Source organism: Streptomyces lydicus (assembly GCF_001729485.1).
GTDB lineage: Bacteria > Actinomycetota > Actinomycetes > Streptomycetales > Streptomycetaceae > Streptomyces > Streptomyces lydicus_D.
On record NZ_CP017157.1, the window covers coordinates 4,520,311 to 4,543,834 of the forward strand.

The following is a 23,524-nucleotide window of genomic DNA, read 5'->3' on the forward strand; positions in this document are numbered from 1 at the left end:
CGCTGAACTCAATTCCGCACAGAACTCATCTCGTTCGGACTTCCGCTCCCGATAATTCCGATCGCGCCAATGCATCCAGGGGGGACCTGTGCGCCAAAGAAGCAGACCCGTCCATCTCTTGCTCGCGGCCGCGGTGCTGGGCACCGCCTCGACGGCACTCGCCGTCGGGCCCGCCCAGGCCACCGGCGAGTCCACGCTCACCGCCGATCCGCTGGCCACCTGGCAGACCGACGGCATCGTGTGGTCCCTGGCCTACGCCAAGGGCATCGTCTACGTGGGAGGCACCTTCGAGCACATCCGGCCGCCGGGCGCGGCCCCCGGCAGCGGTGAGCTCGCCCGGAAGAACTTCGCGGCCTTCGACGCCAAAACCGGCCAACCGCTGCCGTGCGCCCCGGCGTTCAGCGGCGGCTCGGGCACCGTACGGGCACTGAAGCCGTCGCCCGACGGCTCGCTGCTCTACATCGGCGGCTCGTTCGGCAAGGCGGGCCCGGTGGGGCGCTCCAACACCGCCGCGCTCAACACCGCCGACTGCACGATCGGCGCGGAGTGGCAGCCGACGGTCAGCTCGACCGTACGGGCCATCGACGTGACCGACGACGCGGTCTACATCGGCGGCGGCTTCGACACGGTCCAGGGCCAGACCCGGGAGCGGATCGCCGCGCTGCGACCCAATGGCGCCCTGCTGCCCTTCAAGGCGACGGTGCGCGGCTCGTCGATCCCCAACGACCCCACGCCGGGCGTCAACGCCATCACGGTGGCGCCGAAGCTCAACAAGGTCATCATCGGCGGCCGGTTCACCTCGGTGAACGGCAGCCTGTTCGGCGTGCACGCGCTGGCCGGGCTGGACGCGACCACCGGCAGGGTCGTGAACTCCTTCAGCGGCTGGATCCCTCAGCGGTCGGCGGTCAAGACGCTGGTCAACGACGGCACCAACTTCTACCTGGGTGCCGAGGGCACCGGCGGCGGCGTCTTCGACGGACGGATCGCCGGCCGGCTGTCGGACGGCTCGCAGATCTGGAAGGACACCTGCCTCGGGGCCACGCAGGCCGTGCTGCCCTACAAGGGCGTGCTCTACAGCGGCTCGCACGCGCACGACTGCGGCAGCACCCCGGGCGGCTTCCCGGACATCGGCAACCGCCAGCACTTCCTGGCCCAGTCGATCTCCGACAAGACGATCCTGCCGTGGTTCCCGGACACCAACGACGGGATCGGCGAGCAGATCGGCCCGCGCGCGCTGACCATGGCCGACGGCGTCCTGTGGGCGGGTGGTGAGTTCACCACCGTCAACGACGCGCCGCAGCAGGGTCTGACCAGGTTCGCGGCGGCGCCGGACACCGGCGCGCCGCAGGTGCCGCTGCTCAGCGGTGCGAGCACGGCGCGGGGCAAGATCACGCTCAAGTGGAAGGCTTCGTGGGACCGGGACAACGGCGTGCTGACCTACAAGATCTACCGGGACGGCGCGTATCTGACCTCGCTGACCAAGGATTCGCGCTACTGGAACCGGCCCGACATGAGCTTCACGGACACCGTGGAGCCGGGCGCGGAGCACCGTTACTCCCTGGAGGTGACCGACGGCACCAACGTCTCGGGCCGCAACGGGCCGGTCTACGTGACCGCCAGGAACTGACCGCAGCCCGGACCGGCTGACCAGCGGGGGTGAACAGTGGGGGGTAAATGACGCACCGAGTAGGTTATGCACCCGGGGTCTACGACCTCTTCCACGTGGGGCATCTGAACATTCTCCGGCATGCCAAGAGCCAGTGCGACTATCTGGTGGCCGGTGTCGTCTCGGACGAAATGGCCGTGCAGGCGAAAGGCAAGGCACCGGTCATTCCGCTCACCGAACGGCTGGAGATCGTGCGCAGTGTCCGTTTCGTGGACGCGGCGTTCGTGGAGACGGTGCCCGACAAATTGGAGACCTGGCAGCAGGTGCGGTTCGACGTCATCTTCAAGGGCGACGACTGGCGGGGGACGAGCAAGGGCGACAAGCTCGAACGGGATTTCGCGACGGTCGGCGTCGAGGTGATCTATTTCCCGTACACCGTGCACACGTCGAGCACCCTGCTGCGTCAGGCGCTCGACGGGCTGGCGAATTCCGCGTGAGCCGCGGCGGCCCCGGTGGAATTCCGGGGCCGCCGCGGTCGCGTTCCGTCCCCGGCCCTCAGCGGCCGGGGACGGACAGTTCGCGGTACCACTTCACGAGGAAAGCCACCATGAAGAGGACGTGCGCGGCGAGCAGGACGCAGTACAGGACCACGAAGAGGTCACGGCTGCCGAACAGCAGGAACACCGCACAGAACACCCCGTAGTCGACCGGCAGCAGGGCCATCGAGCGCAGCGTGGAGACCCCGGCGGACGCCGGACCGGTTTCCCCGTTCCGCAGCCGCTGGGCCCGCTTGAGCTGTTCGGTGAGGATGCCGCCGAAGAAGACCATCACCGCGGCGAATTGGAAGGCGACGGGGACGAACAGCAGGACGGGGTCGGAGAATCCGAAGTGGCGGTAGAACGAGACGAGTACAGCCATGTGGACGGCCAGCATCTTCGCGCAGTCGACCACGTGGTCCAGCCACTCCCCCGCGGCACTGCCGGTGCCGGTCAGCCGGGCGAGTTGCCCGTCGGCCGAGTCGAGTGCGAAACCGATGACCAGCGCCGCGAAAATGCCGAGCGCCGCGGCGGGCGTGGGTCGCAGCGCGGCAATCATCGCCACACCGGCGAAGGTGAACGCCGCACTGATCAGCGTGATGTGATTGGGCCTCAGTTTGGCGGTGTAGCCGGCGGCGGCCAGTACCCGGCCGGCCGGACGATTCACATAGCGCGAGTACAGGGACACTCCCTTCGCGGTCTTCTGGGCCGCCGAGAGTTCTCTGATCGCATATCCGAACTGGCTCATATCCCCCACCTGTGAACGGCCCCCGAAGGAGCAACATCATGGCAGGCAGGATCTCTCCGTCAAACGGTGCCGCCACCCGCCGGACGGTCGTGGCGGGGGCGGCGGCCGCCCTCGCGGCGGCGCTCACCGGGTGCGAGTCCGCGTCGCCCGCCGGAGCCGGCGGGTCGTCCGACGACGCGAAGGCTCCGGTGGTCTCCGGGCACAAGCCCAGGGGCAAGGACGTCATCGACGTGGTGGCGGACTGCGGCGCCAAGGGGGACGGCCGGACCGACGACAGCCGCGCGTTCGCCCGCGCCTACGCCCGCGCCGCCGGCCGGGTGTGGGACCACGTGGGCCGCACGGTGATCGACATACCGGCCGGCACGTACCTCATCAAGCAGCCGCACGCCCTGCTCGACGCTCCCGGCGGAAAGCTCAAGGCGAACGGACTGCGGTTCCGCGGGGCCGGGAAGCGGATGACTCAGCTGATCTTCGCCCCGTCCCACGCCGAGGACGCCTACCTGTGCCGCAACGAGGACAGCTGGGCGAATGTGATGTTCGAGCAGATGGCCTTCGCGGCGGGCACGCCCGGCGCCTCGTTCTTCTACTCGTACTCGACCGGTCAGGCGCAGGACTACCGCTTCACCGCGTGCGAGTGGACCGGCGAGTGGACGTACGGGCTCGCCCTGGACGGCAGCAACACCAACTCGGAGATGCGTTGGGACGCCTGCCGGGTCGGCGGGGCGTACCGCAAGGCGTTCCTGTACTCGGGGCTGTCGGAGAAGTCCGCCGACCGGCCGCAGCAGGACCAGTTCCTCAACTACTGGTTCAACGACATGAAGGTCGAATACGCCTGGGGGAACTTCCTGGAGTTCCCCTACGGGGGTTCCATCACCTGCCGCGGGGGTTCGTACATCGTCACCGGCCGGCGCCCGGAGGACACCGATGACTACGGGCGCACCAGCACCTTCTTCCGCTTCCCGCGCGGTCCGCACCACGACTCCGTACAGCGTTTCCACGCCGAGGACATCCGCTTCGAGGTGCGCGACCCGGACACCGTGGTGATCGACTGTGCCTGGGACAGCGGAACGGTGCACTTCAACGACTGCGACGACACCGCGCACGCGTTCAAGTCGTTCGCGGCGGACACCAGTCCGCACCGCTACCGCATAGGGGCCCGGGGACCGCTGGTGCGCTACGACTCGTGTCAGCTGTCCGGGCGGCACCACTACGAGAGGGACGGTGAGGACACCGGCCCGCGCGCCCGCTACGACATGTGCCTGCTGCGCAATCATGCCCCGCAGGACTTCATCGACGGGGCGGGCGACCGGGTGAAGTTCGTCGACTGTCTGGGGTCCTGACCGGGGGAAGAAGCGGAGGGACGGGCCCGGGGTGTACGGGTCCGCCCCTCCGCTCCTCGGGTCAACTCACCTGCAGGGCCGCGTCGTCGAGGACGAAACTGGTCTGCAGACCGGAGTCCTCGGTGGCGGTGAAGGTCAGGTCGATGCGCTGTCCGATGTAGGGGGTCAGGTCGAGGGTGCGCTGGACGTAGCCGCTCGCCGCGTCGGTGTTGGACAGGGTGGTCAGCGTGGTGCCGCCCGCCTTGACCTTGAAGGTGTCGTACGCGACGCGGTCCGTCTCGTCCGTGTCGATGTGCAGCCAGTAGGTCAAGGTGGCCCTGGCGCAGCCGGCGGGCACGGTCACGGTCTGGGTGATCGTGTCGGTGGCGGAGTAGCCGTAGCCGCCGAGCCAGGCGAATCTGCTGCCGCCGTGCGCCGACTGGCCGGCGTGGGAGCCGATGGCGCCGGTGTCACCGGTCCAGGGCGAGGTGCCGGTCTCGAAACCGCCGTTGGTGAGCAGCTGCTGACCGCTGCAGCCGCCGGTGCCCCGGACCGTCAGGGTGTAGGTGGCGGTGTGGGAGACGGACCCGGTGCCGGTGACGGTGAGCGGGTAGCTGCCGGGGGCCGTGCCCGCGGCCGTGGCGACCGTCATGGTCGAGCTGTTGCCGGAGGTCACCGAGCCGGGGCTGAAGGAGACCGTCACGCCCGCCGGGGCGCCGGACGCCGACAGCTGTACGGATTGAGCGGACCCGCTGGTGGTGGCCGTGGCGATGGTGGTGGTGGCCGAGGTGCCCGGGTCGACGGTGCCGGCGGCGGGACTGGCGCTCAGCGAGAAGTCGTTGGCCGGTGCGGAGTCGGTGACGGCGAGCTTCCACAGGGTGGAGGCGATGCCGTCGACGCTGCGGTTGAGTCCGGTGCTGTTGATGTTGCTGGTGGTGTCACAGGACTGGTGGTAGCAGGAGTCGTACGCACGGTTCGCGGTGCCGCCCCACTTCGCCGCCTGCGCCGTGGTCTTCCGGGCACCGGCGCCCATGGCGTATCCGGAGGTCGGGATGCCGGCCTGCTCGAAGGAGTAGTCGTCCGAGCGGCCGGCACCCTCGGTGTTCTCCTCCGGCTGGAGGCCGAGCGAGTCCCAGTACGCCTTCATGGGCTGGGCCGCGGCGGAGGTGAGGTGGTTGATGAAGTAGCCGCCGTTGGTCGAGGCGATCATGTCGAAGTTGTAGTACGCCTTGATCCTCGTGCGCTCGGCGGACGACAGGGAGTTGACGTAGAAGTCCGAGCCGTTGAGGCCCTGTTCCTCGTCCGTCCACCAGCCGAACCGGACGCGGGCCGCCATGGCGGGGTGGTGCTCGGCGAGGGTGAGGGCCGTCTCCAGCAGGGCCGCCGAGCCGGAGCCGTTGTCGTTGATGCCCGGGCCGGCTCCGACGCTGTCGAGGTGCGAGCCGAACATGTAGACCTTGGCGGTGTCGCCCTGCGGCCACTCGGCGATCAGGTTCGGTCCGGCTCCGCTGGCGCAGCCGCTGGTGCAGGGCTGCTCGGTGACGGTGTATCCGGCTGCCTGAAGCTTGTTCTTGACGTAGGCGACGGAGTCCCGGTAGCCCTGTCCGCTGGATTTGCGGGTGCCTCCGTTGCGGCTCGCGATGGCGTTCAGTTCGGTCAGATGCGCCTGGACCTTGGTCACATCGACGTCCGGGGCGTCGGCGGTGGGCGCCGATATCGCGCGTACGACGGGGCCGGGCGCCGGGGCCGCCTGGGGCGCGGCCGTGGCTATGGGCGCTGTGGTCAGTCCCGCTGCTCCGAGGGTGGCGACGAGGGATACGCCGGCCACCATGAGTCTTCGTAGCACCATGGCTCCTTGAGGGGGTGGCGAGTGCTGCCGGTGGAGGTTCTGGTGGATCGCCGGGTCGTGACGGCGTCTTGTGAACGACATGTCCATGACCCGAGCGGCCGTACCCTCACACCCTGATGACCCTCACGTCAACGGATGTCCCTGCATGGCGCGGTGTTTGTCGTAAAGCAGCAGATGGTGCCCGATATCCGGGCACTCGGCCGGCAACGGGCGGGCCCCCGAGCCGGTGAACGGCTCGGGGGCCCGCGAACTCAGGACCGGTCGGGTCAGTGCTTGTGGCAGACCATGTGCGCCCGGTGCAGGACCCTGGTCCAGTAGCCGGGGTGCCGCTTGCCGTGCCGGTCCCGCCAGGCCGGGTGCCACACGCGGGTCCAGTGCCGGTGCACCGCGTGGCACCGCTCTCCCCGGTCAATCTGCTGGATCGCCACGTTGTCGCTGTCGGGCCGCGGTTCGGCCGAGGTGGTGGCCGCCGTGGAGAAGAGGACACCTCCGGCGAGGGCGACGGCGGCCGCGCCCGTCGCCAGGGCGCGGCGGAGTCCGCCAGTGGACGACGCTCCGGTCATCGAGGACTCAGCCATCGACGATGCAGTCATCGAGGTCCTGCCTTTCTGCCTTGTCATTCCCGTCCGGCTCCGAACCGGACGGAACTGACAATGCACCCCAAAGCGCTGCGAACTCCGCCGACATGAAGGGCTTTGCCTCATCCGGACGAACCGGTGAACCATCCATAACCTGACGGCACGAGCGTGCGCGGCGCCCGGGGCCGCGGAGCGGAAGTCGCCGCGGGCGCCCGGGGCTCAGGCGGCGAAGAGTTCCGCCAGACGGAAGGGGCCGGCGGCGCCGGGGCCGAACATGACGGGGAGGTTGCGGCCCAGCGGGACGACGACGATCGGTTCCTCGCGGTACTCGCGCAGGAAGTTCTCCAGCGGCTCCCAGATGAGGCTCCGGTATCCGGATTCGGTCTGCTGGCGTTCGAAGGAGAGGGTCAGTGCCGACCCCGTCAGGGTGACGCTCACCGCGCCCACCTCAAGCCACTCCCCGCCGATCCACGCTTCGAGCCTCACATGTGACATGGCGCAAGCGTGCCCGGTCCGGGGTGGTGGCCGCAATTCGCCACGGACAGAGCCGGGCAACCAGGACCAGCCGCCGGCGGGCAGGCACACCATCGAACCGCATAGCGGATGAACCAATCTGTTCGGCTCATAAACGGACATCGATGGTTGTTTTCGGTCAGGATGCGGACCGTGACGCTGCGTGCGATCCGGAGGGATCGTGAGCGGAGACGGGCGGCGGACCTGCCACGCACCAGAGCACGGCAGAGGCATGTCATCCGGTAGTTGCCAGGATCTGACGGAAAATTTCCGGTCTGTGTGCGCAAATGGTGAAGAAAACCGACCGAAAGTGCCCTCTGTCTTTTGACTACCGATCAGCCGGTACCGGAACGTCATCGTCATGCCCGTCAGACCCCGCGCCGCGACCAGCGGCCCGCTGCGCATGCGCGAATTCCGCCTCCTGCTCGCCGGAGCCGCCGCCGGACAGCTCGGCGCCCAGGTGACCCTGGTCGCCCTGCCCCTCGTGGCGGTCCTCCAGCTGCACGCCCCCGCCTTTCAGGTGGGTCTGCTCACCGCCGCCGAGACCGCCGCGTTCCTGCTGGTCGGGCTGCCCTCGGGGGCCTGGGTCGACCGCATGCGGAAGCTGCCGCTGCTGATCCGCGCCGATGTGGTGCGGGCCGTGGCGATGGCGAGCATCCCGCTGGCCGCCGTCACGGGTGTCCTGACCATGGCCCAGCTGTACGTCGTCGCCCTGATCACCGGCGTGGCCACGGTCTTCTTCGACGTGGCACACCAGAGCTTCCTGCCGCAGCTGCTGCCGAAGGAGCAACTGGTCGCCGGCAACGGGGCGCTGGAGACGATCCGTTCCTCGGCGCAGGTCGCGGGCCCCGGCATCGGCGGCGGGCTGGTGCAGCTGCTGGGGGCGCCGCTGGCCATCGTGGCGGACGCGACCGGCTATGCCCTGTCCGCGCTGTTCCTCCGGCGGATCAAACGGCCGGAGAGCCGCCCGCAGCCCGTACCGGGAGCGTCGCTGCGCAAGGAGGTAGGCGAGGGCCTGCGCTTCGTGTTCGGCCACCCCCTGCTGCGGGTGATCGCCACCGCCACGGGCCTGGCGAACCTCTTCAGCGCCGTTCTGATGGCCACTCAGGCCGTTTTCCTGGTACGGGTGCTGGGGCTGGCCCCCGGCGCGGTCGGTCTGGTGCTGTCCGCCGCCGCGATCGGCGGTCTGGCGGGCGCGCTGTGCGCCGGCCCGCTCGCCGCACGGCTCGGCGGGGCGCGGCTCATCTGGCTGTCCGCGCTGGTCACGGGCCCCTTCGCGGTGCTGTGGCCGCTGTCCGGGCGGGGCGCGGGCGCACTGCTCTTCGCGCTCGGCTCCGGTGTGGTCTTCTTCGGGGCGGTCGTCTACAACGTCGCCCAGGTGAGCTTCCGGCAGACCCTGTGCCCGCCCCGGCTGCTGGGCCGGATGAACGCCACCCTGCGGTTCGTGATGTGGGGCACCCTGCCCCTCGGAGCGCTCGCCGGCGGGGCGCTGGCCGACGCGTACGGGGCCCGTGTGGCGCTGGTGTGGTGTGCGGCCGGATTCCTCGTCGTACCGCTGCCGCTGCTGCTCTCCCCGCTGCGCCGGATGCGTGAACTGCCGGACTCCCCGCACGACTCGGGGACCGGTACGGACCCGGAGCAGGACCCGGACACCGCCGTGGACGGGGCGACGCCCTCCGGTGCGGCGCATCCCGACGGGGACGCCGCGCTGCCGGCGGGCCGGTGACCCGCCGGCGCCGTTCCTGACACGACCCGCAACGGAACACCCCACCGGCGCCGTTCCTGACACGACCCGGAACGGGGACCACCCCGCCGCGCCGGCACGCACCGTCCCGCCGGCCGGCCGCCCTCCCCACTCCCCCACCCCTGCTCACCGCCGCCGGCTGCACCCCGGGGATTCCGACGGCGCGGTACGACACCGACAGAGCGGTCGGCCCCTCCCGGTCAGCTCCTACAGAGAGGTTTCCGTGCTCAGCATCACGAGCCAGTACCTGGCCCGTTTCCGCCGGCTCCACGACGACGGCGGCGCACCGGACGTGCTGCCCGTCACCGGAGCTCAGCGTCGCTTCGTGCTGGTGCGGTCCATGGACCCGGCCGGGCGGCCGGACCTCGTGCCGATGTTCTTCTCCTTCCCGCGCGGGACGGTGGACCTCCGGCGCCTCGCCTCGGCCGCCCGGCACCTCGCGGCACTCCACCCCGTCCTGCGCGCCCGGCCCGACGTGCTGCGGGGCACCCCGGTGCTCCGCCTGGCCCGGCCGGACGTACCGGTGGTGCGGGTCGCGCCGGCGGCCGGGGAGAGCGCGGCGACGGCCGTGCGGCGGGTGCTGCGCGACTGGAGCCCGGAGGGGGCGCCGCTCCGGCTGTTCCTGGTCCCCGACGGGCCGGACGAGGCACCGGAAGGACCCGGCACCGCGCCTGACGGGCCCGACGGCCCGCGGGAGGTGCTCGCCGTCGTACTGGAGCACACCGCGTGCGACGGCCAGTCGCTGGCCCGGCTCGTGGAGGAGCTGGGCGCCGCCTACGCCGCGGGGCACGGGGCTGACGAGCCGTCACCCAACGATGTCGCCGCCGAACTCGACGCCTACCGGGAGGCCGTGCTGCTCCAGCTGGACGCGGAGGAGCGGGCCGGCTCGCCGGCGGCGCTGGCGTACTGGGGCGACCGGCTCCGCGCGGTCCGTGAGCGGGCCGCCGTGCCCCCGCAGCAGCCGGCGCGGCCGGCGGCCGGCGCTTCCGGCACGCTGCCGAGCGGCTCGGCCGAGGCGCGGATCCCCGCGCCGGACACCGGGACGTCCTTCCCTCAGCTGCTCGACGCCTGCCGCGCCGCCGCGACGGTGCTCCACGGCACGGCCCATGTGCTGCCGCTCGGTTATCCGTGGGGCGGCCGCCCGCCCGGCGCCGCGCCGGTCCTGGGCTGCTTCCTGAACACCGTGGTCTTCCCCACCGCGACCGGGACGGCCCCCGCGTCGCCCGAGGAGACCGCCGGCGCCTGGTGGGACGACCTGGACCACGCGGCCGCGCCTTTCGACACGGTGGTGCACGCGGCGCGGACCGCGGGCTCCGCCTGGACCGGGCGGCTCGACGGGCTGCTGACCGTGGACGACGCCCGGCGACGTCCCGCGCTCCGCCTGGGCGGCGTGCCGGGCCGGGAGATCCACATTGACGGCAGGCCGGTGCGCGGCCCGTTCGCGGTGTCCGTCACCCAGGGCCCGGAACTGGCGCTGCGCATGGTGTGGGACCGCGCGGTGCACTCCGACGGCACCGCCGGGGACGCCTTCGCCGCGCTCACCGACGCCCTGCGTTCCCCGGCCCGCACCAGCGGCTGACGCCCCGGTCGCCGCCACCCACCGCACCACCCGCATACCCCCGCCGGACCCGTCGCGCGATCCGCGGCCGGTCCGCACCCACGGCCGACCCGACCGGGCCCGGCCGTACGCCTCGATCCGACCACCTCATCAGGGACCGCCCATGCTTCCGCTCTCCTCCTCGCAGGAGATCGTCTGGCTGCACGAACAGGTGCAACCGGGCAGCCGCGCCTACAACTTCACCGCCGCACTCGATCTGTGGGGCACCCTCGACACCGAGGCCCTGCGCCACGGGCTCGCCGCCGCCCTCGACCGGCACCCCGGTCTGCGGCTGGAACTCGTGGCCGTCCCCGGAGCGGTGCCCGGCCAGCGCGTCGCCGAAGGCTGCGCCCCGCCGCTGCGCACGGTCGACCTGAGCGGTGCGACCGACCCCGACGGCGCCTTCGAGGAGCTGCTGCGCACCGAGGCCGAGACCCCGCTCGACACCTATCGGGCACCGCTGCTGCGCTGGACCCTGGTCCGGCTGGGACCGGACCGGCACCGGCTCATCCACGTCGAGCACCACCTGATCCACGACGGCCACTCGTTCGCGATCCTGCTGCGGGACGTCTTCACCGTCTACCGGGGGCACGTGCTGGGCGAACCCGTCGAGCTGCCCGCGGCGCCCTCGTACGCCGATCACGTGCGCGCCGCGGACAGTCCCGCCGCCGCCGAGGAGCGTCGGGCCGGCCTCGCGTTCTGGGCCGAGGAACTGCGGGAGATGTCGCACGACATGCCGCTGCCCGGGCTGGCCCGGCCCGGCTCGCGGCGCCGGCATCACGGCGGGCAGCTGCGCCAGTCGATCGGCGCGGACCTGGCCGTACGGCTGCGGGAGCACGCCGCCGACCGCGGCCTGACCCCGTTCGCCACGCTCCTCGGGCTGTTCGCCGAGCTGCTGCGCCGGCACAGCGGCCGGGAACGGATGGTCATCGGCACCGCGGTCGGCAACCGCCCGCGCGGGTTCGAGGACGCGGTCGGCATGTTCGTGAACACCATTCCGCTCGCGCTGCGACTGGACCCGGCCGCACCGGCCGAGGAGTCCATGGACGAGGTCACCGACACCCTGATCCGTGCGCTGCCGCACCAGGAGGTGCCGGTCCAGGAGCTGACCCGGGCGCTCGGCATGCACACCTCCGGCGCGGACAATCCGCTGTTCGGCGTGATGTTCAGCGCACACGACGCCGAGCTGCCGGAGATCGAGGTGCCGGGCCTGGACATCACCCTGTTCGAGGGGTTCAACACCGGCACCACCCGCTTCGACCTGGACGTGGTGCTGCTGCCCGACGACCGGCGCGGTGTCGGCCCCCGGCACGGCGCGGCCGGCATGACGCTGGTGTGGGACTACGACGCGGACATGTTCGGCGAGGACGTCGCGAAGCTGCTCGCCGAACGGTTCCTGGATCTGCTGCGGGCGTATCTCGACGCGCCGGGCCGCGCCCTCGCCGACCTGGCGCTGCCGCCGGTGCCCGCCGTCGCCGTTCCCGAGCCCCGGCCGGTGGACCGCGACCCGCTCGACCCGGCCGCCGCGCACGACCCCGCGCTGCCGGCGCTCCTCGTCGGCGCCCGCAGGATCACCTACGGCGACCTCGACGCGCAGGTGGCCTCGCTCGCGGAGCGGATGCGGGCGGCGGGGGTGACGGCCGGCCTGCCGGTGGCCGCGGTGCTGCCCCGCGGGGCCGACTCCGTCGTGACGCTGCTGGCGTGTCTGCGGACCGGGGCGGTCTACTGCCCGCTGTCGCCGTCGGACCCGCCGGCCCGTCTCGCGCTGCTGCTGGAGCGACTGTCCCCGGCGCTCGTGCTGACCTCCGCGGACACCGCCGGGTCGGTCCCCGCCGGTCTTCCCGCCGCGCCGGTCGACGCCCCGGTGTTCCCGCCGGCCCGGGACGCCGCGGTGGTGCCCGGGGCCGCGTACCTCATCCACACGTCGGGCTCGACGGGCATCCCCAAGCCGGTCGCCGTCGGGCGCGGGGCGCTGGAGAACCATCTGACCGGCGCGGCCGAGCGGTTCGGGCTGGCGCCGGGCGACCGGGTGCTGCTGTTCGCCCAGCCGTCGTTCGACGTGGCCCTGGAAGAGGTCCTGCCGTCGCTGTACGCCGGGGCGTGCCTGGTCGTTCCCGAGCACGAGGTGCCCACCGGGGCGGAGTTGACGGCGCTGCTGGTCGCCGCCCGGGTCACCGTGGCGAACCTGCCCACCAGTTACTTCCTCGCCACCCGCGAGGACATGTCCCCGGCGCTGCGCGACGGCCGGTGGACGCCGCGGCTGCTGGTGCTCGGCGGGGAGCGCCTCCCGGCCGAGGTGATGCGCGCGTTCCTCGCCGAGACCGACGCCACCGTGCTCAATGTCTACGGCGTGACGGAGGCCGCCGTCAGCTCCACCGTCCACGAGATCAGCCGCACGGGCCTCGCCGAGGGCGCGGAGATCCCGCTCGGTACCGAGCTGCCCGGCGAGCGGGTCCATGTGCTGGACGCCGCGCACCGGCCGCTGCCGGACGGCGCGGTCGGCGAGCTGGCCATCGCCGGTGCCGGGCTCGCCGAGGGGTACGCCGGCAATCCCGAGGCGACCGCCGCGCGGTTCGTCACGGTCGACGCGCTGGGCGGTGAACGGGTCTACCTGACCGGTGACGTCGGCTACCGGGGCCTGGACGGGCTGCTGTACTTCCTGGGGCGCCGGGACAACCAGATCAAGCTGCGCGGCTACCGCATCGAGCTGGAGGAGGTGGAGGCCGCCGCCTCGGCCGTACTGGACGGCCGCTCCTGCGCCGTCGTACTGGACCGCGAGGCCCCCGGCGGTCCCCGGCTCGTCGGCTTCCTGGAGGGCGCGGAGCGCGACACGGAGTGGGACGAGCCGGCGCTGCACGCGGAGTTGAGCCGCCGGCTGCCGAGCGCCCTGGTGCCGGGGCAGTGGGTGCGGTTGGCGGTGCTGCCGCGGCTGGCCGGCGGCAAGCCCGACCGGGTGGCGCTGTCCCGGCGGACCCCGGCGCCGGCGCCGTCCGCGCCGGTGGTGCCGGCCGGACCTGCCGAGGGTACGGGCGCGCTGCCGGACGGTCCGCTGGCCGCGCTGCTCGCCGACGGCTGGCACGAGGTGCTGGGCCACCGCCGCTTCGACGCGGCCGCGCACTTCTTCCGCGTCGGCGGTCATTCGCTGCTCGCCGCGCAGCTGGCCGCCTGGCTGGAGCCGGCGCTGGGCGCGCGCCCGCCGCTGCGGCTGCTCTTCAGCAACCCGGTGTTCGCCGACCAGGCCGACGCGCTCGCCGCCGTCGCCACCGTGCCCGCCCCCGCCGCTACGACCCCCGTGACGGAGTCCTGATGTCCCCGACCGAGACCGCCCCCGCCTCCGCGACGGGCACCACCACCCGCCCGGCCCCGCAGGCCGGTCCGCTCAGCATCGCGCTCGGCGCCGACCCCGGCCCGGCCGGCGGCGTACTCGCCCGCCTCACGGAGTGGACCGCCCGCTCGCCCGAGGCCCCCGCGGTGCTCGACGGGGACCGCACCTGGACGTACCGGCAGCTGGCCGCCGCCGCCGACGAGGTGGCGGACGCGCTGCGCGACCGGGTCCGGCCCGGGGACCTGGTCGGCGTGTGCCTGGACCGTTCGGCCGCGCTCGTGGTGACCGCGGTCGCGCTGGCCAGGCTCGGCGCGGTCTATCTGCCGCTCGGTCCGCAGCCCGGTGAGCGCCGTGTGGACGCCGTGGCAGACGACCTGGCCGTGGTCTGTCTGATCGGTGAGCCGGGGCGGCTGCCGGCCCGGTACCGGACGGCGGACCAGGTGGAGCTGCCGCTGCCCACGGCGGGCGTCAACGCTCCCGCCGCGGCCGTCGCGGCCTTCGCCGGGCAGGGTGCCGCGGGCCGCCGGCCCGCGCCCGCCGGTGCGTTCTACGCGGTGCTCACCTCCGGCTCGACCGGCCGCCCCAAGGCCGTCGCGGTCGCCGAGGACGCGCTCGGCACGCTGCTCGACTGGTACCGCGCCGAGACCGGTCTGGCTCCCGGGGACCGGCACTCCCTGCTCATCGGGGTGGCGTTCGACCCGCACGTGCTGGAGCTGTGGGCCGGGCTGACGTCCGGGGCGGCGCTGGTCCCGGCTCCGGACGCGGTCCGCTGGGACGCCGAGGTGCTCACCGAGTGGTGGCGCGAGGCCGCCGTGTCGGTGGCGGTCGCGGCGACGCCGATGGTCGAACCGCTGCTGGACCGGCCCTGGCCCGCCGGCCTGACGCTGCGTCACCTGGTGGTCGGTGGCGACCGGATGCGCCGCCGCCCCGGCCCGGACGTCACGGCCACCGTCCACAACGCGTACGGGCCGGCCGAGGCCACCGTCCTCGTCACGTCGCACGCCATGCGCGGCACGGACCCCGAGGCGGGCGGGGAGGGCGCGCCGCCCATCGGCGCGCCGGTGCCCGGTGCGGTCGTCGTCGTCACCGGTGCGGACGGCCGCCCGGTCGCCCGCGGCGAGGACGGCGAGCTGTGCCTCGGCGGGCGCTGTCTGGCGCTCGGCTACCTGGATCCCGAGCTGACCGCGCGCCGCTTCACCGCGCCGCCCGCGGGGGTCGCGCTGCCGGGTGTGGACCGTCTGTACCGCACCGGTGACCGGGTGCGGATGCGCGCGGACGGCCGGCTCGAATTCCTGGGCAGGCTCGACGACCAGGTGAAGGTCAGCGGGGTGCGGATCGAACCGGCGGAGGTGGAGGCCGCGTTCGAGCAGGACCCGGCGGTGCGCAGCGCCGTCGTGGTGGCGGTCCGTGGCCAGGAGGGGCACACCCGCCTGGTGGCGTACGTGCGGCCGGCCGCCGGCGCCGCCCCGACGCCGGAGGCCCTGTTGCCGGTGGTGCGGGCCTGGCTGCCCGAGCAGGCCGTGCCCTCGGCCGTACGGATCGTCGACGGCTTCCCGCTGGACGCCAACGGCAAGGTGGACCGCGCGGAGTTGCTCCGCCGGGAGACCGCACCGGACACCGGAACCGGCGCGGCCGCCGCGGACGGGGCCGGGAGCGACGAGGCCACCGTCGGGGAGCGGCTGGTGCTCGGCACGGTGCGTGACCTGCTGGGCCGTCCGCAGACCACGCTGGCGGACAACTTCACCGCGGTGGGCGGCACCTCGCTGGCCGCCGCCCGCCTGCTGGCCGCCGTCCAGCGGGAGAGCGGGGTGCGGCTGCGCGCCCCCGAACTGCTGCGCCAGACCGACCTGCGGGCGGTGGCGGCCCTGGTCGACGCCCGGCGCGCGGCCCTGACGTCCGGGGGTGCCTGAGATGACCACCGTTCCCGCCCCGCACGACGCCACCCGGAAGGAAGCTCCCGTGCCCACCGAACCCGCCCTGTCGAGCGAGTCCGTCCCGTCCACCGCGGAGGGCGGGCGCCCCGGGCCCGCGGCCGGCTTGCCGGCGCTGGTGGCGTGGCACGCCGAACGGGCCCCGCACGCCCTGGCGGTGGCGGACGGCGACGCCACGCTGACCTACGGGCAGCTGGCCGGTGCCGCCCGCGCCCTCGCCGGGCAGCTGCAGCGGCACGGCGTCCGCCCGGGGGACGCGGTGGCGCTGCTGATGCCCCGCTCGGCCCGTACCGTCGTCGCCCAGCTCGCCCTGTGGTGGGCGGGCGCGGTGTGCGTACCGCTCGATCCGGCGCATCCGCGCGCCCGTACCGAGGCGCTGATCGAGGACGCCGGGGTGACGCTGACCGTCGGGGACGGCAAGCTCCTGGACGCGGTCGCGCCGGCCGGGGCGACCCTGGTGCTGCCCGACGCGCCGCTCTCCGCGGCATGGCCGGACGACGAGCCGGGGGCCGGTGAGCCGCCGGCCGACCGGTCGCTTCCGGATGCCGCCCCGGCACCGGCCGCCGAATCCGCCCCGGACGCCGCCGCGTTCATCATGTTCACCTCCGGCTCCACCGGGCGGCCCAAGGGCGTGGCCCTCGCCCACCGTGCGATCGCCGAGCTGGTCACCGACCCCGGCTACCTCACCCTGACCTCCCGCGACCGGGTGCTGTTCCACTCGCCGATGACCTTCGACGCCTCGACGTTCGAGGTGTGGGCCGCCCTCGCCAACGGCGCCGCGGTGGTGGTGTGCACCGTGGAGCGGCCCTCGTTCGAGGACCTGGCGCAGCAGGCGGAGCGGCACGGCGTCACCGTGGCCTTCTTCACCACCGCGCTCTTCCACCAGCTGGCGGTGCGCCGCTCCCGGATCTTCGCGCCGCTGCGCACCGTGGTGGTGGGCGGGGAGGCGCTGGCCGCCCACCACGCCGGCGAGGTGCTGCGGGCGTTCCCCTGGCTGGAGCTGGTCAACGGTTACGGCCCGACGGAGACGACGACCTTCGCCACCGCCCATCGGGTCACCCCGGCGGACTGTGCGGGGCAGGTGCCCATCGGGCGGCCGATCGCCGGGGCGACGGCGCACGTCCTGGACGAGGACGGCCGGCCCGTCCCGGACGGCGAGCGCGGCGAACTGTGGGTCGGCGGCAGCCGGCTGGCACTGGGCTACTCCGGACGGCCGGAGCTGACCGCCGAGCGCTTCACCACGCACCCCGAGTGGGGCCGCCTGTACCGCACCGGCGATGTCGTCTCGCGGCGCCCGGACGGGATCCTCGACTTCCACGGGCGTACGGACGACCAGGTGAAGGTGCGGGGCTTCCGGATCGAGCCCGGCGAGGTCGAGCACGCGCTGCGGGAGCAGCCCGAGGTGGCCGACGCGGCGGTCACCGTGCAACGCCCCTCCCCCGACGACGCCCGCCTGATCGCCTTCGTCGTCGCCGCGCCCGGCCCGGTGCCCCGGGCGGAGGCGCTGCGCGACCGGCTGGCCGCGGTCCTGCCCGGCCCTCTGGTGCCCGACGAACTGACCGTGGTCGACGACCTGCCGCTCACCCCGTCCGGCAAGGTCGACCGCCGCGCGCTGACCGATCTGCTCCTCGCGGACACCGCCGGCGCCCCGGCCGGGCCGCTGACGCCGCTGGAGCAGGCCGTCGCCGACCTGTGGAGCCGGTCGCTGGGCCGCGAGGTGACCCGCGCGGACGCCGACTTCCTCACGCTGGGCGGCCATTCCCTGCTCGCGCTGGTCGTCACCGACGACCTCCGCGAGGAACTCGGCGTCGAACTGTCCCTCGCCGACTTCTTCACCGCGCCCACCGTGGCGGACCAGGCCGCACTGGTCGAGCGGGCGCTGCTCGCCGCGCACCCCGAACCGCGCCCGCACGCACCGGAGAACACCGATGACAACTGACCGCTTCACCGCTCCCGCCCACCAGGAGGAGCTGCTGCGCCGGGCGCGCGCTCGCGCCGCCCGGCCCGCGCCGCGGCCCGACGCCGGGCAGCCCGGTCCCGTTCCGCTCTCCCACGCCCAGCGCCGGATGTGGCTGATGGACCGGCTCGGCCACGGTGACGCCTCGTACAGCGTGCCGTTCGCCACCCGGCTGCGCGGTCCGCTCGACGTGGACGCGCTGTCCGCCGCGCTGACCTCGCTCGTGCGCCGCCACGAGATCCTGCGCACGCGTTACGGGCAGCGCGACGGCGAGCCGTACCAGGAGGTACTGGCCGCGCCCGGGACGATCGCGGTGCGGGTGGTGGCGGCCGACGCGGCGGCCACCGGGGACCTGCTGGTGGCCGAGGCCCGTCGCCCGTTCGACCTGTCCGCCGGGACGCTGCCCCGCGCCCTGGTCGTACGGCATGCGGAGCAGGACCACACGGTGTTGCTGACGTTCCATCACATATCGCTGGACGGCCCGTCGTTGGAGACGGTGGCCGAGGAGCTCGGGGTGCTCTACGCGGCGGCGGCCGGTCCGGACACCTCGGCCGGGCCGCGGCTGCCGGAGCCGCCGCGGTACGCCGACTTCGCGCGGCGCGAACTCCGGGCCGGCGACGCACCGTCCGAGGGGCTGCGCCACTGGACCGACCGCCTCGACGGCGCCGTACCGCCGCGGCTTCCGGCCCCCGTCCGCGCACCCGCCGACGCCGGCGCCCGGCCCGCCGCCACGCACACCGCGCCGCTCGACCCCGCCGTGCCGGACGCCCTGCGCGAGCTGGGCCGGCGCCACCGCGCGACGGTGTTCACCGTGGCGCTCGCCGCGGCGTTCGCCACCCTGCACCGCTGCACCGGCCAGGACGACCTGGTGATCGGTGTGGCCGGTACGCACCGCCGCGGTACGGCCATGCGCGGCCTGGTCGGGCTGTGCGTGAACACCCTTCCGCTGCGCGTCGACGCCTCCGGCGACCCGGCCTTCAGCACGCTCCTGGAACGGGTGCGGGACGCCATGCTCGACGCCCAGCGCCACCGCGAGGTGCCGTTCGACCGCATCCTGGAGGGGCTCGGCGCCACCGCGCGCGGCGCGGACGGCACGGCGCTGGTGCGGGTGACCGCGGACGTCCTCGGGGCGCCGACGGCGCTGCGGCTGCCGGGGACCGAGGGCGAACACGTCGAGGTCGGCCTCGGGGAGGCCAAGTTCGACCTGTCCTTCGCCGTGCTGGACACCGACCGACCCGCCGCGCTGGTGCAGTACCGCCGCACCGCCCTCGACGAGGAAACGGCCACCGCCCTCGGCGCGGCCCACGCCGCGCTGCTCACCGCGGTCGCGGACGATCCGGCCCTGCGCCTGTCCCAACTGCCGGGCGCGGCACCGGCGCCCCGTTCCGGCCCGGCCACGCACCCGGCCGAGGCGCTGCTGCGTGCCCACCCGCAGGTATCCGACGCGACGGTGGCGTCACCGGCCGGCGGGCCGCTGCTGGCGTACGCGGTGCTGCGGGCCACCGGCGGCCCCTCCCCCGCCGAGCTGCGCGCCCATCTGCGGGACCGGCTGGCCCCGGACCTGGTGCCGGCCGCGGTGACCCTGCTCGACACCCTTCCGCGCGACGGCGACGGCGCGGTCGACCCGGCGCGGCTGCCCGGCATGCCGTCCCTGGCCGTGCCGGAGGGGCCGCATGCCGAGGCGGTGCGGGCGGGCTTCGCGGCGCTCCTGGGCCGTACGCCCGCCCCGGACGACGACTTCTTCGCCCTCGGCGGCCACTCGCTGGTGGCCGTGCAGCTCGCCGAACGGCTGCGCCGGGCGCTGACCCTGCCGCTGACCGGCCTGGACATCCTGCAGGCGCGCACTCCCCGTGCGGTGACCGCGCTGCTGGACGAGCGGGCGGCCCGGCGCGCCGCGGCGCCCGCCAAGCAGGCCGCCCGGCCCGTACGGGCACGGGCCGGCACGGTGCTGGTCACCGGCGCCACCGGCGGCGTCGGCGCTTTCGTGCTGCGCGAACTCGCCGCCCGGGGCCGTCCCGTCCTGGCGCTGGCCCGCCCCGAGTCCGCCCACCTGGTCGCGGCGGAGGGCGTGGACGTCGTCGAGGGCGACCTCACCGACCTGGACGGGCTGCGCGCGGCCGTGCGGCGCGCCGACGCCGTCATCCACGCCGCCTGTACCTTCACCCGCCCCGACGTCGATGTGGCGGCGATGGCGGCGATGGTCGACGCCTGGTCGAACGGCCCCTTCACCTTCGTCAGCAGCGTGGACGCCTATGGGCACCCCGACGGCGGCACGGTGGCGGAGGAGTCCCCCGCACGCGACCCGCTCAGCCCGTACGGCCGGGCCAAGCTCGACTGCGAGGCGCTGCTGCTGCGGGCGGCCGGCACCGACGGCCGGGGCGGTGCGAGCGCGGTCCGCTCGCCGCTGGTGTGGGGGCCGCACGACCGGCTGCGCGACCAACTGCGCTGGGGCGCCACCGGGCTGCTGTACCAGGCCGCGCACGAGGGCCGGCCGCTCGTCCTGCCCCGGCCCGGCGCCCGCGGCCACGACTGGTACGGCGCGGCGTGGGTGCACGCCGCGGCGCTGGCGCGGGCGGTGGTCTCGTGCCTGGAGGCGCCGGTACACGGGGTGGCCAACGCCGTCAGCGGGCACGTCGCCTGGCGGGACCTCGCCACGGACCTGACCGGACTCCTCGGCAGCGGCAGCGAGATCCGCGAGTCGGACGAGGTCCACCCGGATCTCGACCACCACTGGCACTACCGCGCCGACCGGCTGGCCCGGCCGCTGCGTCCGCAGCCGGGCGAGGACCGGCGCGCCGTCCTGACGGCGATGACCGGCGCCGCACCGCAGCCCTGAGGTTGCCTCGGGCCCGCCGCGTGGCTGCGATTCCGGTGGGATCGCAGCCACGCTCAGCGCGTCGCGGCGACGGAGCCCCGGCGCGTGCGCAGCGCGCCGTACACGGACCAGAGCACCGAGACCAGCGGTACGGCGACGATCGCGCCGAGCACCCCCGCGGTGACCGCGCCGCACACCACCGCCAGCGCCACCACCACCGGATGCAGCCTGACCGCCCGGCTCATCACCAGCGGGTGCAGCACATGGCCCTCGAACTGGCCGATCACCACGATCAGCAGCACCACGACCGCCGCCACGACCGGTCCCTTCGCCGCCAGCGCCACCACGGCCGCCACCGCCAGCGCGACGGGCGAGCCGACCAGCGGGATGAACGCGGCGAAGAACTCCAGCACGGCCAGCGGGACGGCGAGCGGCACCCCGAGAACGAAGAGCCCCACCCCGACGAGGACGGCATTGGTCGCGGCCACCACCACGATGCCGCGGGTGTACCCGGTGAAGGTCGACCACGCGGTCCGCCCGGCGAGATGCACCGAGGGCCGCCCCGCCGACGGCAGCTGTCCGCCGAACCACTGCCACATCCGGTCGCCCGAGTGCAGGAAGAACACCGAGCAGAACAGCGCCAGCGCCACCACCGTCAGCGCCTCCACCAGGCGGTCCACCCCGCTGAGCGCGGTGCTGATCACCGTCCCGCGGTGGCTCGACACGAAGCGCGAGACCCACTCCTGCAGATGTGCCAGGGTCCCGTCGCGCAGATGGAACGGCGGCCCTTCGAGCCACCGTTCGATCCTGGCCACCCCGCCACTGAATTCCCGGCGCAGCCCCTGCCACTCACCGGCGACGGTCGCCCCGATCAGGCTCAGCACCCCGAAGAGCAGCACGATGCTGCCGACCAGCGCCACGGCGACCGCCGCCGCGCGCGGCATCAGGCGGTGCAGCAGGTTGATCGGCGGCCCCAGAAGGGCCGTCAGCACCAGGGCCGCGAACAGCGCGAGCGTCACCAGGTGGAACCGCCCGAGCGCGACGAAGACCGCGTAGACAGCCACGCCGACGACGATCAGGCGCCATCCGTACGCCGCCGCCACCCGCAATGCCGGCGCGACCACGTCACCCCCGCTGCCCGGTCTCCGCGTCCCCGCCGGGCGACGCCCGCCCCCGGCGCGCCGCCCGCCGTACGTGCGCAGCGCGCCGTGCGTGCTCCGCGGGGCCCCGGCCCGGTGAGCGCCGGACGAAGGACCCCGCTGCCTGCCGGACCGATTCCGCATACCAAGACGAGGTATCCCTTGCCGGCGGCCTTCGAACGCGGTGGCGCACGCATTCCCCCGAAGGCACGCGGCCATGGACCGCACCCCGGCACGGGATTGACGCAGTGTGACAAGGGTAGAAGGGCACTGCGGCCGGACGGGCCCCCTCCGCAGGTCAGCGCGTCGGCCAGGCGCTGCACGACAGTCAGCCAACAGAAGGGCATCACACTGCGTGAACAGCATCCGGCCGCATCCCGTCGCCGCCGTCCGGCCACCGACAGGGCCGACCGCCCGCGCGCACACCGCCGGGCGCGCCCGGGCACCACCCGGAGCTCCGGCCCGGCCGCCGGCACGTGGTGGCCGAACACCTGAATGTGGCTCTTCGGGGCGAGCGTGTCGCTGCCCGCCGGTTCCGCACCCGGCGTTGACTCGTCGCCCGTGTCCGACACGAACGAGGTGAAGCGGATGAGCAGTATGACGGGCAGTACCCGGGCCGGGACGACGGATCTGCGTCCAGGCACGACACCGCCGGCGGACCTGCTGACGCTGGACTGCCGTCCCCAGGCGGCGGCCGTGGCGCGGGACGCCGCCAGCCGTTTCCTGACGCGCTTTCAGCCCCCGGTGGAGCAGAGCGCCGCGGACGCCGTGGTCCTCGTCGTCTGCGAACTGGTCACGAACTCGGTACGGCACGCCCGCGGCCCCTCCTGCTCGTTGCGCCTGGCCGTCTGCGGCGACGCCGTCGCGGTGGCCGTGAGCGACTCCAGTACCTCCCCGCCCGTGGGACGCGTCCCGGACGTCGACGGCGACAGCGGCGGCTTCGGCTGGCCGATGGTCCAGCAACTCGCCCTCGCCACCTCCGTCTGCCTCACGCCGCACGGCAAGACCGTGCACGCGCTGCTGCCCTGCCGCCGGCACGCCGTAGGCTGACCGCGTCCGCTCGTCGACGCGGCCCGACCGGCCGGCCCGCCCCGGGAGCTGCTGTGCTCACCCCACCCTCGCCCCGAGTCGTCATCACCTCCTACGGAGCCCGCTGGAACGACCCTCCGCGGCACCCCGCCGCCACGCTGCTCCTGGACGTCTCCGACCGGCTGTGGGACCCGGCGGCGTTCGCGGAGACCGGTGATCTGGTGCCGTTGACCGGACTGGACGCCGCCGTGCGCGACCATGTGCTCGGCAGCCCCGAGGCCGCCCGGATCGTCGAGGAGACCGGGCGGGACGTGCTCGCCCTCCTCGCGGCCCGGGCCCCGGAGATGCCCGTGCACCTGCACGTCCACTGCTGGTACGGGCGGCACCGTGCCGTCGCCGTCTCCGAGGCGGTCGGTGGCTGGCTCGCCGCGCGGGGCGTTCCGGCGGAGGTGCGCCACCGGCATCTGGCACGGCCGTTCATCCACCGCGACCCGTCGGTCAGCGAGTCCTGTACCTGCTGCCTGATCGTGGCGGGCCGCGCCCCGGCGGTCGTCGTCCGCGAATGGGACGACGCCGTCGCGGTGGAGCCGCCGGGTCCCGCCGCTCCGGGGCACGTCCTCGTCATCCCGCGGCGGCACGTGGCCAACGCCACCGACGACCCCGTCATCACGGCCGCCACGATGGGCCGCGCCGCGGAACTCGCCGCGGAAGCGCAGCACGGCCTGAGCCTCTCCACGTCCCAGGACGCCCCGGCCGCACGCACCACGACACCGCGGCACCTGCACATCGCACTGATCCCGCACGGGACCGGAAGCACCGGCGCACCACAGGTCTTTGA

15 protein-coding genes and 1 pseudogene are annotated in these 23,524 nt (G+C 74.0%); 11 read left to right on the top strand and 5 right to left on the bottom strand.

Going from position 1 to position 23,524, the window contains the following annotated elements:
- Window positions 1-88: 88 nt before the first annotated feature.
- Window positions 89-1,627 (top strand): fibronectin type III domain-containing protein, encoded by a 1,539-nt coding sequence (locus SL103_RS19580; RefSeq protein WP_244303972.1) that lies wholly within the window; start codon window positions 89-91, stop codon window positions 1,625-1,627.
- A 47-nt stretch (window positions 1,628-1,674) separates the two neighbouring features.
- Window positions 1,675-2,103, top strand: a complete 429-nt coding sequence (locus SL103_RS19585) for an adenylyltransferase/cytidyltransferase family protein (RefSeq protein WP_069570271.1) — start codon at window positions 1,675-1,677, stop codon at window positions 2,101-2,103.
- Between the two features lie 58 nt (window positions 2,104-2,161).
- On the opposite strand, the gene SL103_RS19590 is transcribed toward SL103_RS19585, so the two are convergent.
- A complete protein-coding gene (locus tag SL103_RS19590) occupies window positions 2,162-2,890 on the bottom strand; it encodes a CDP-alcohol phosphatidyltransferase family protein (protein WP_069570272.1) in 729 nt (242 codons plus the stop codon).
- A gap of 38 nt (window positions 2,891-2,928) precedes the next feature.
- Here SL103_RS19590 and SL103_RS19595 point away from each other — a divergent pair, with 38 nt between their 5' ends.
- Window positions 2,929-4,230 carry a glycosyl hydrolase family 28-related protein gene (locus SL103_RS19595; protein WP_069570273.1) on the top strand — a complete coding sequence of 434 codons (1,302 nt, stop codon included), beginning with the start codon at window positions 2,929-2,931 and terminating at the stop codon, window positions 4,228-4,230.
- 61 nt (window positions 4,231-4,291) lie between these two features.
- Here the strand turns inward: SL103_RS19595 and SL103_RS19600 are convergent, their stop codons facing one another.
- The 3 genes from SL103_RS19600 to SL103_RS19610 form a co-directional block, all read right to left on the bottom strand.
- Window positions 4,292-6,058, bottom strand: a complete 1,767-nt coding sequence (locus tag SL103_RS19600) for a M28 family peptidase (RefSeq protein ID WP_069570274.1) — start codon at window positions 6,056-6,058, stop codon at window positions 4,292-4,294.
- A gap of 266 nt (window positions 6,059-6,324) precedes the next feature.
- Window positions 6,325-6,651, bottom strand: a complete 327-nt coding sequence (locus SL103_RS19605; protein WP_244303973.1) for a hypothetical protein — start codon at window positions 6,649-6,651, stop codon at window positions 6,325-6,327.
- A gap of 204 nt (window positions 6,652-6,855) precedes the next feature.
- Window positions 6,856-7,131 carry a hypothetical protein gene (locus tag SL103_RS19610; protein ID WP_069570276.1) on the bottom strand — a complete coding sequence of 92 codons (276 nt, stop codon included), beginning with the start codon at window positions 7,129-7,131 and terminating at the stop codon, window positions 6,856-6,858.
- A 379-nt stretch (window positions 7,132-7,510) separates the two neighbouring features.
- Here SL103_RS19610 and SL103_RS19615 point away from each other — a divergent pair, with 379 nt between their 5' ends.
- From SL103_RS19615 to SL103_RS19640, 6 genes are all read left to right on the top strand, one after another.
- A complete protein-coding gene (locus SL103_RS19615; protein ID WP_079145863.1) occupies window positions 7,511-8,875 on the top strand; it encodes an MFS transporter in 1,365 nt (454 codons plus the stop codon).
- 241 nt (window positions 8,876-9,116) lie between these two features.
- The gene (locus SL103_RS19620) at window positions 9,117-10,472 is read left to right on the top strand and encodes a non-ribosomal peptide synthetase (protein WP_069570277.1); all 1,356 of its coding nucleotides are present in this window, start codon (window positions 9,117-9,119) and stop codon (window positions 10,470-10,472) included.
- 142 nt (window positions 10,473-10,614) lie between these two features.
- Window positions 10,615-13,797, top strand: a complete 3,183-nt coding sequence (locus SL103_RS19625) for a non-ribosomal peptide synthetase (RefSeq protein WP_069570278.1) — start codon at window positions 10,615-10,617, stop codon at window positions 13,795-13,797.
- Window positions 13,797-15,725: an AMP-binding protein gene (locus SL103_RS19630; protein ID WP_069570279.1), complete on the top strand. Its 1,929-nt coding sequence runs from the start codon at window positions 13,797-13,799 to the stop codon at window positions 15,723-15,725. The genes SL103_RS19625 and SL103_RS19630 overlap by 1 nt, the downstream gene beginning before the upstream one ends.
- A 49-nt stretch (window positions 15,726-15,774) precedes the next feature.
- Entirely contained in the window at window positions 15,775-17,685 is a 1,911-nt protein-coding gene (locus tag SL103_RS19635; RefSeq protein ID WP_244303974.1) for a non-ribosomal peptide synthetase, read from the top strand.
- Complete coding sequence (locus SL103_RS19640) at window positions 17,675-20,539, top strand: condensation domain-containing protein (protein ID WP_069570281.1); 2,865 nt, start codon at window positions 17,675-17,677, stop codon at window positions 20,537-20,539. The genes SL103_RS19635 and SL103_RS19640 overlap by 11 nt, the downstream gene beginning before the upstream one ends.
- Window positions 20,540-20,592: 53 nt before the next feature.
- On the opposite strand, the gene SL103_RS19645 is transcribed toward SL103_RS19640, so the two are convergent.
- Window positions 20,593-21,801, bottom strand: coding sequence for an AI-2E family transporter (locus SL103_RS19645; protein ID WP_079145864.1), 1,209 nt, complete (start codon window positions 21,799-21,801; stop codon window positions 20,593-20,595).
- A 444-nt stretch (window positions 21,802-22,245) separates the two neighbouring features.
- Between SL103_RS19645 and SL103_RS19650 the strand changes: the two genes are divergently transcribed.
- Both SL103_RS19650 and SL103_RS39620 read left to right on the top strand, forming a co-directional pair.
- A complete protein-coding gene (locus SL103_RS19650) occupies window positions 22,246-22,707 on the top strand; it encodes an ATP-binding protein (RefSeq protein ID WP_244303975.1) in 462 nt (153 codons plus the stop codon).
- Window positions 22,708-22,760: 53 nt separating this feature from the next.
- A pseudogene (locus SL103_RS39620) lies at window positions 22,761-23,471 on the top strand (RapZ C-terminal domain-containing protein); the annotation flags it as partial.
- Between the last annotated feature and the right edge of the window lie 53 nt (window positions 23,472-23,524).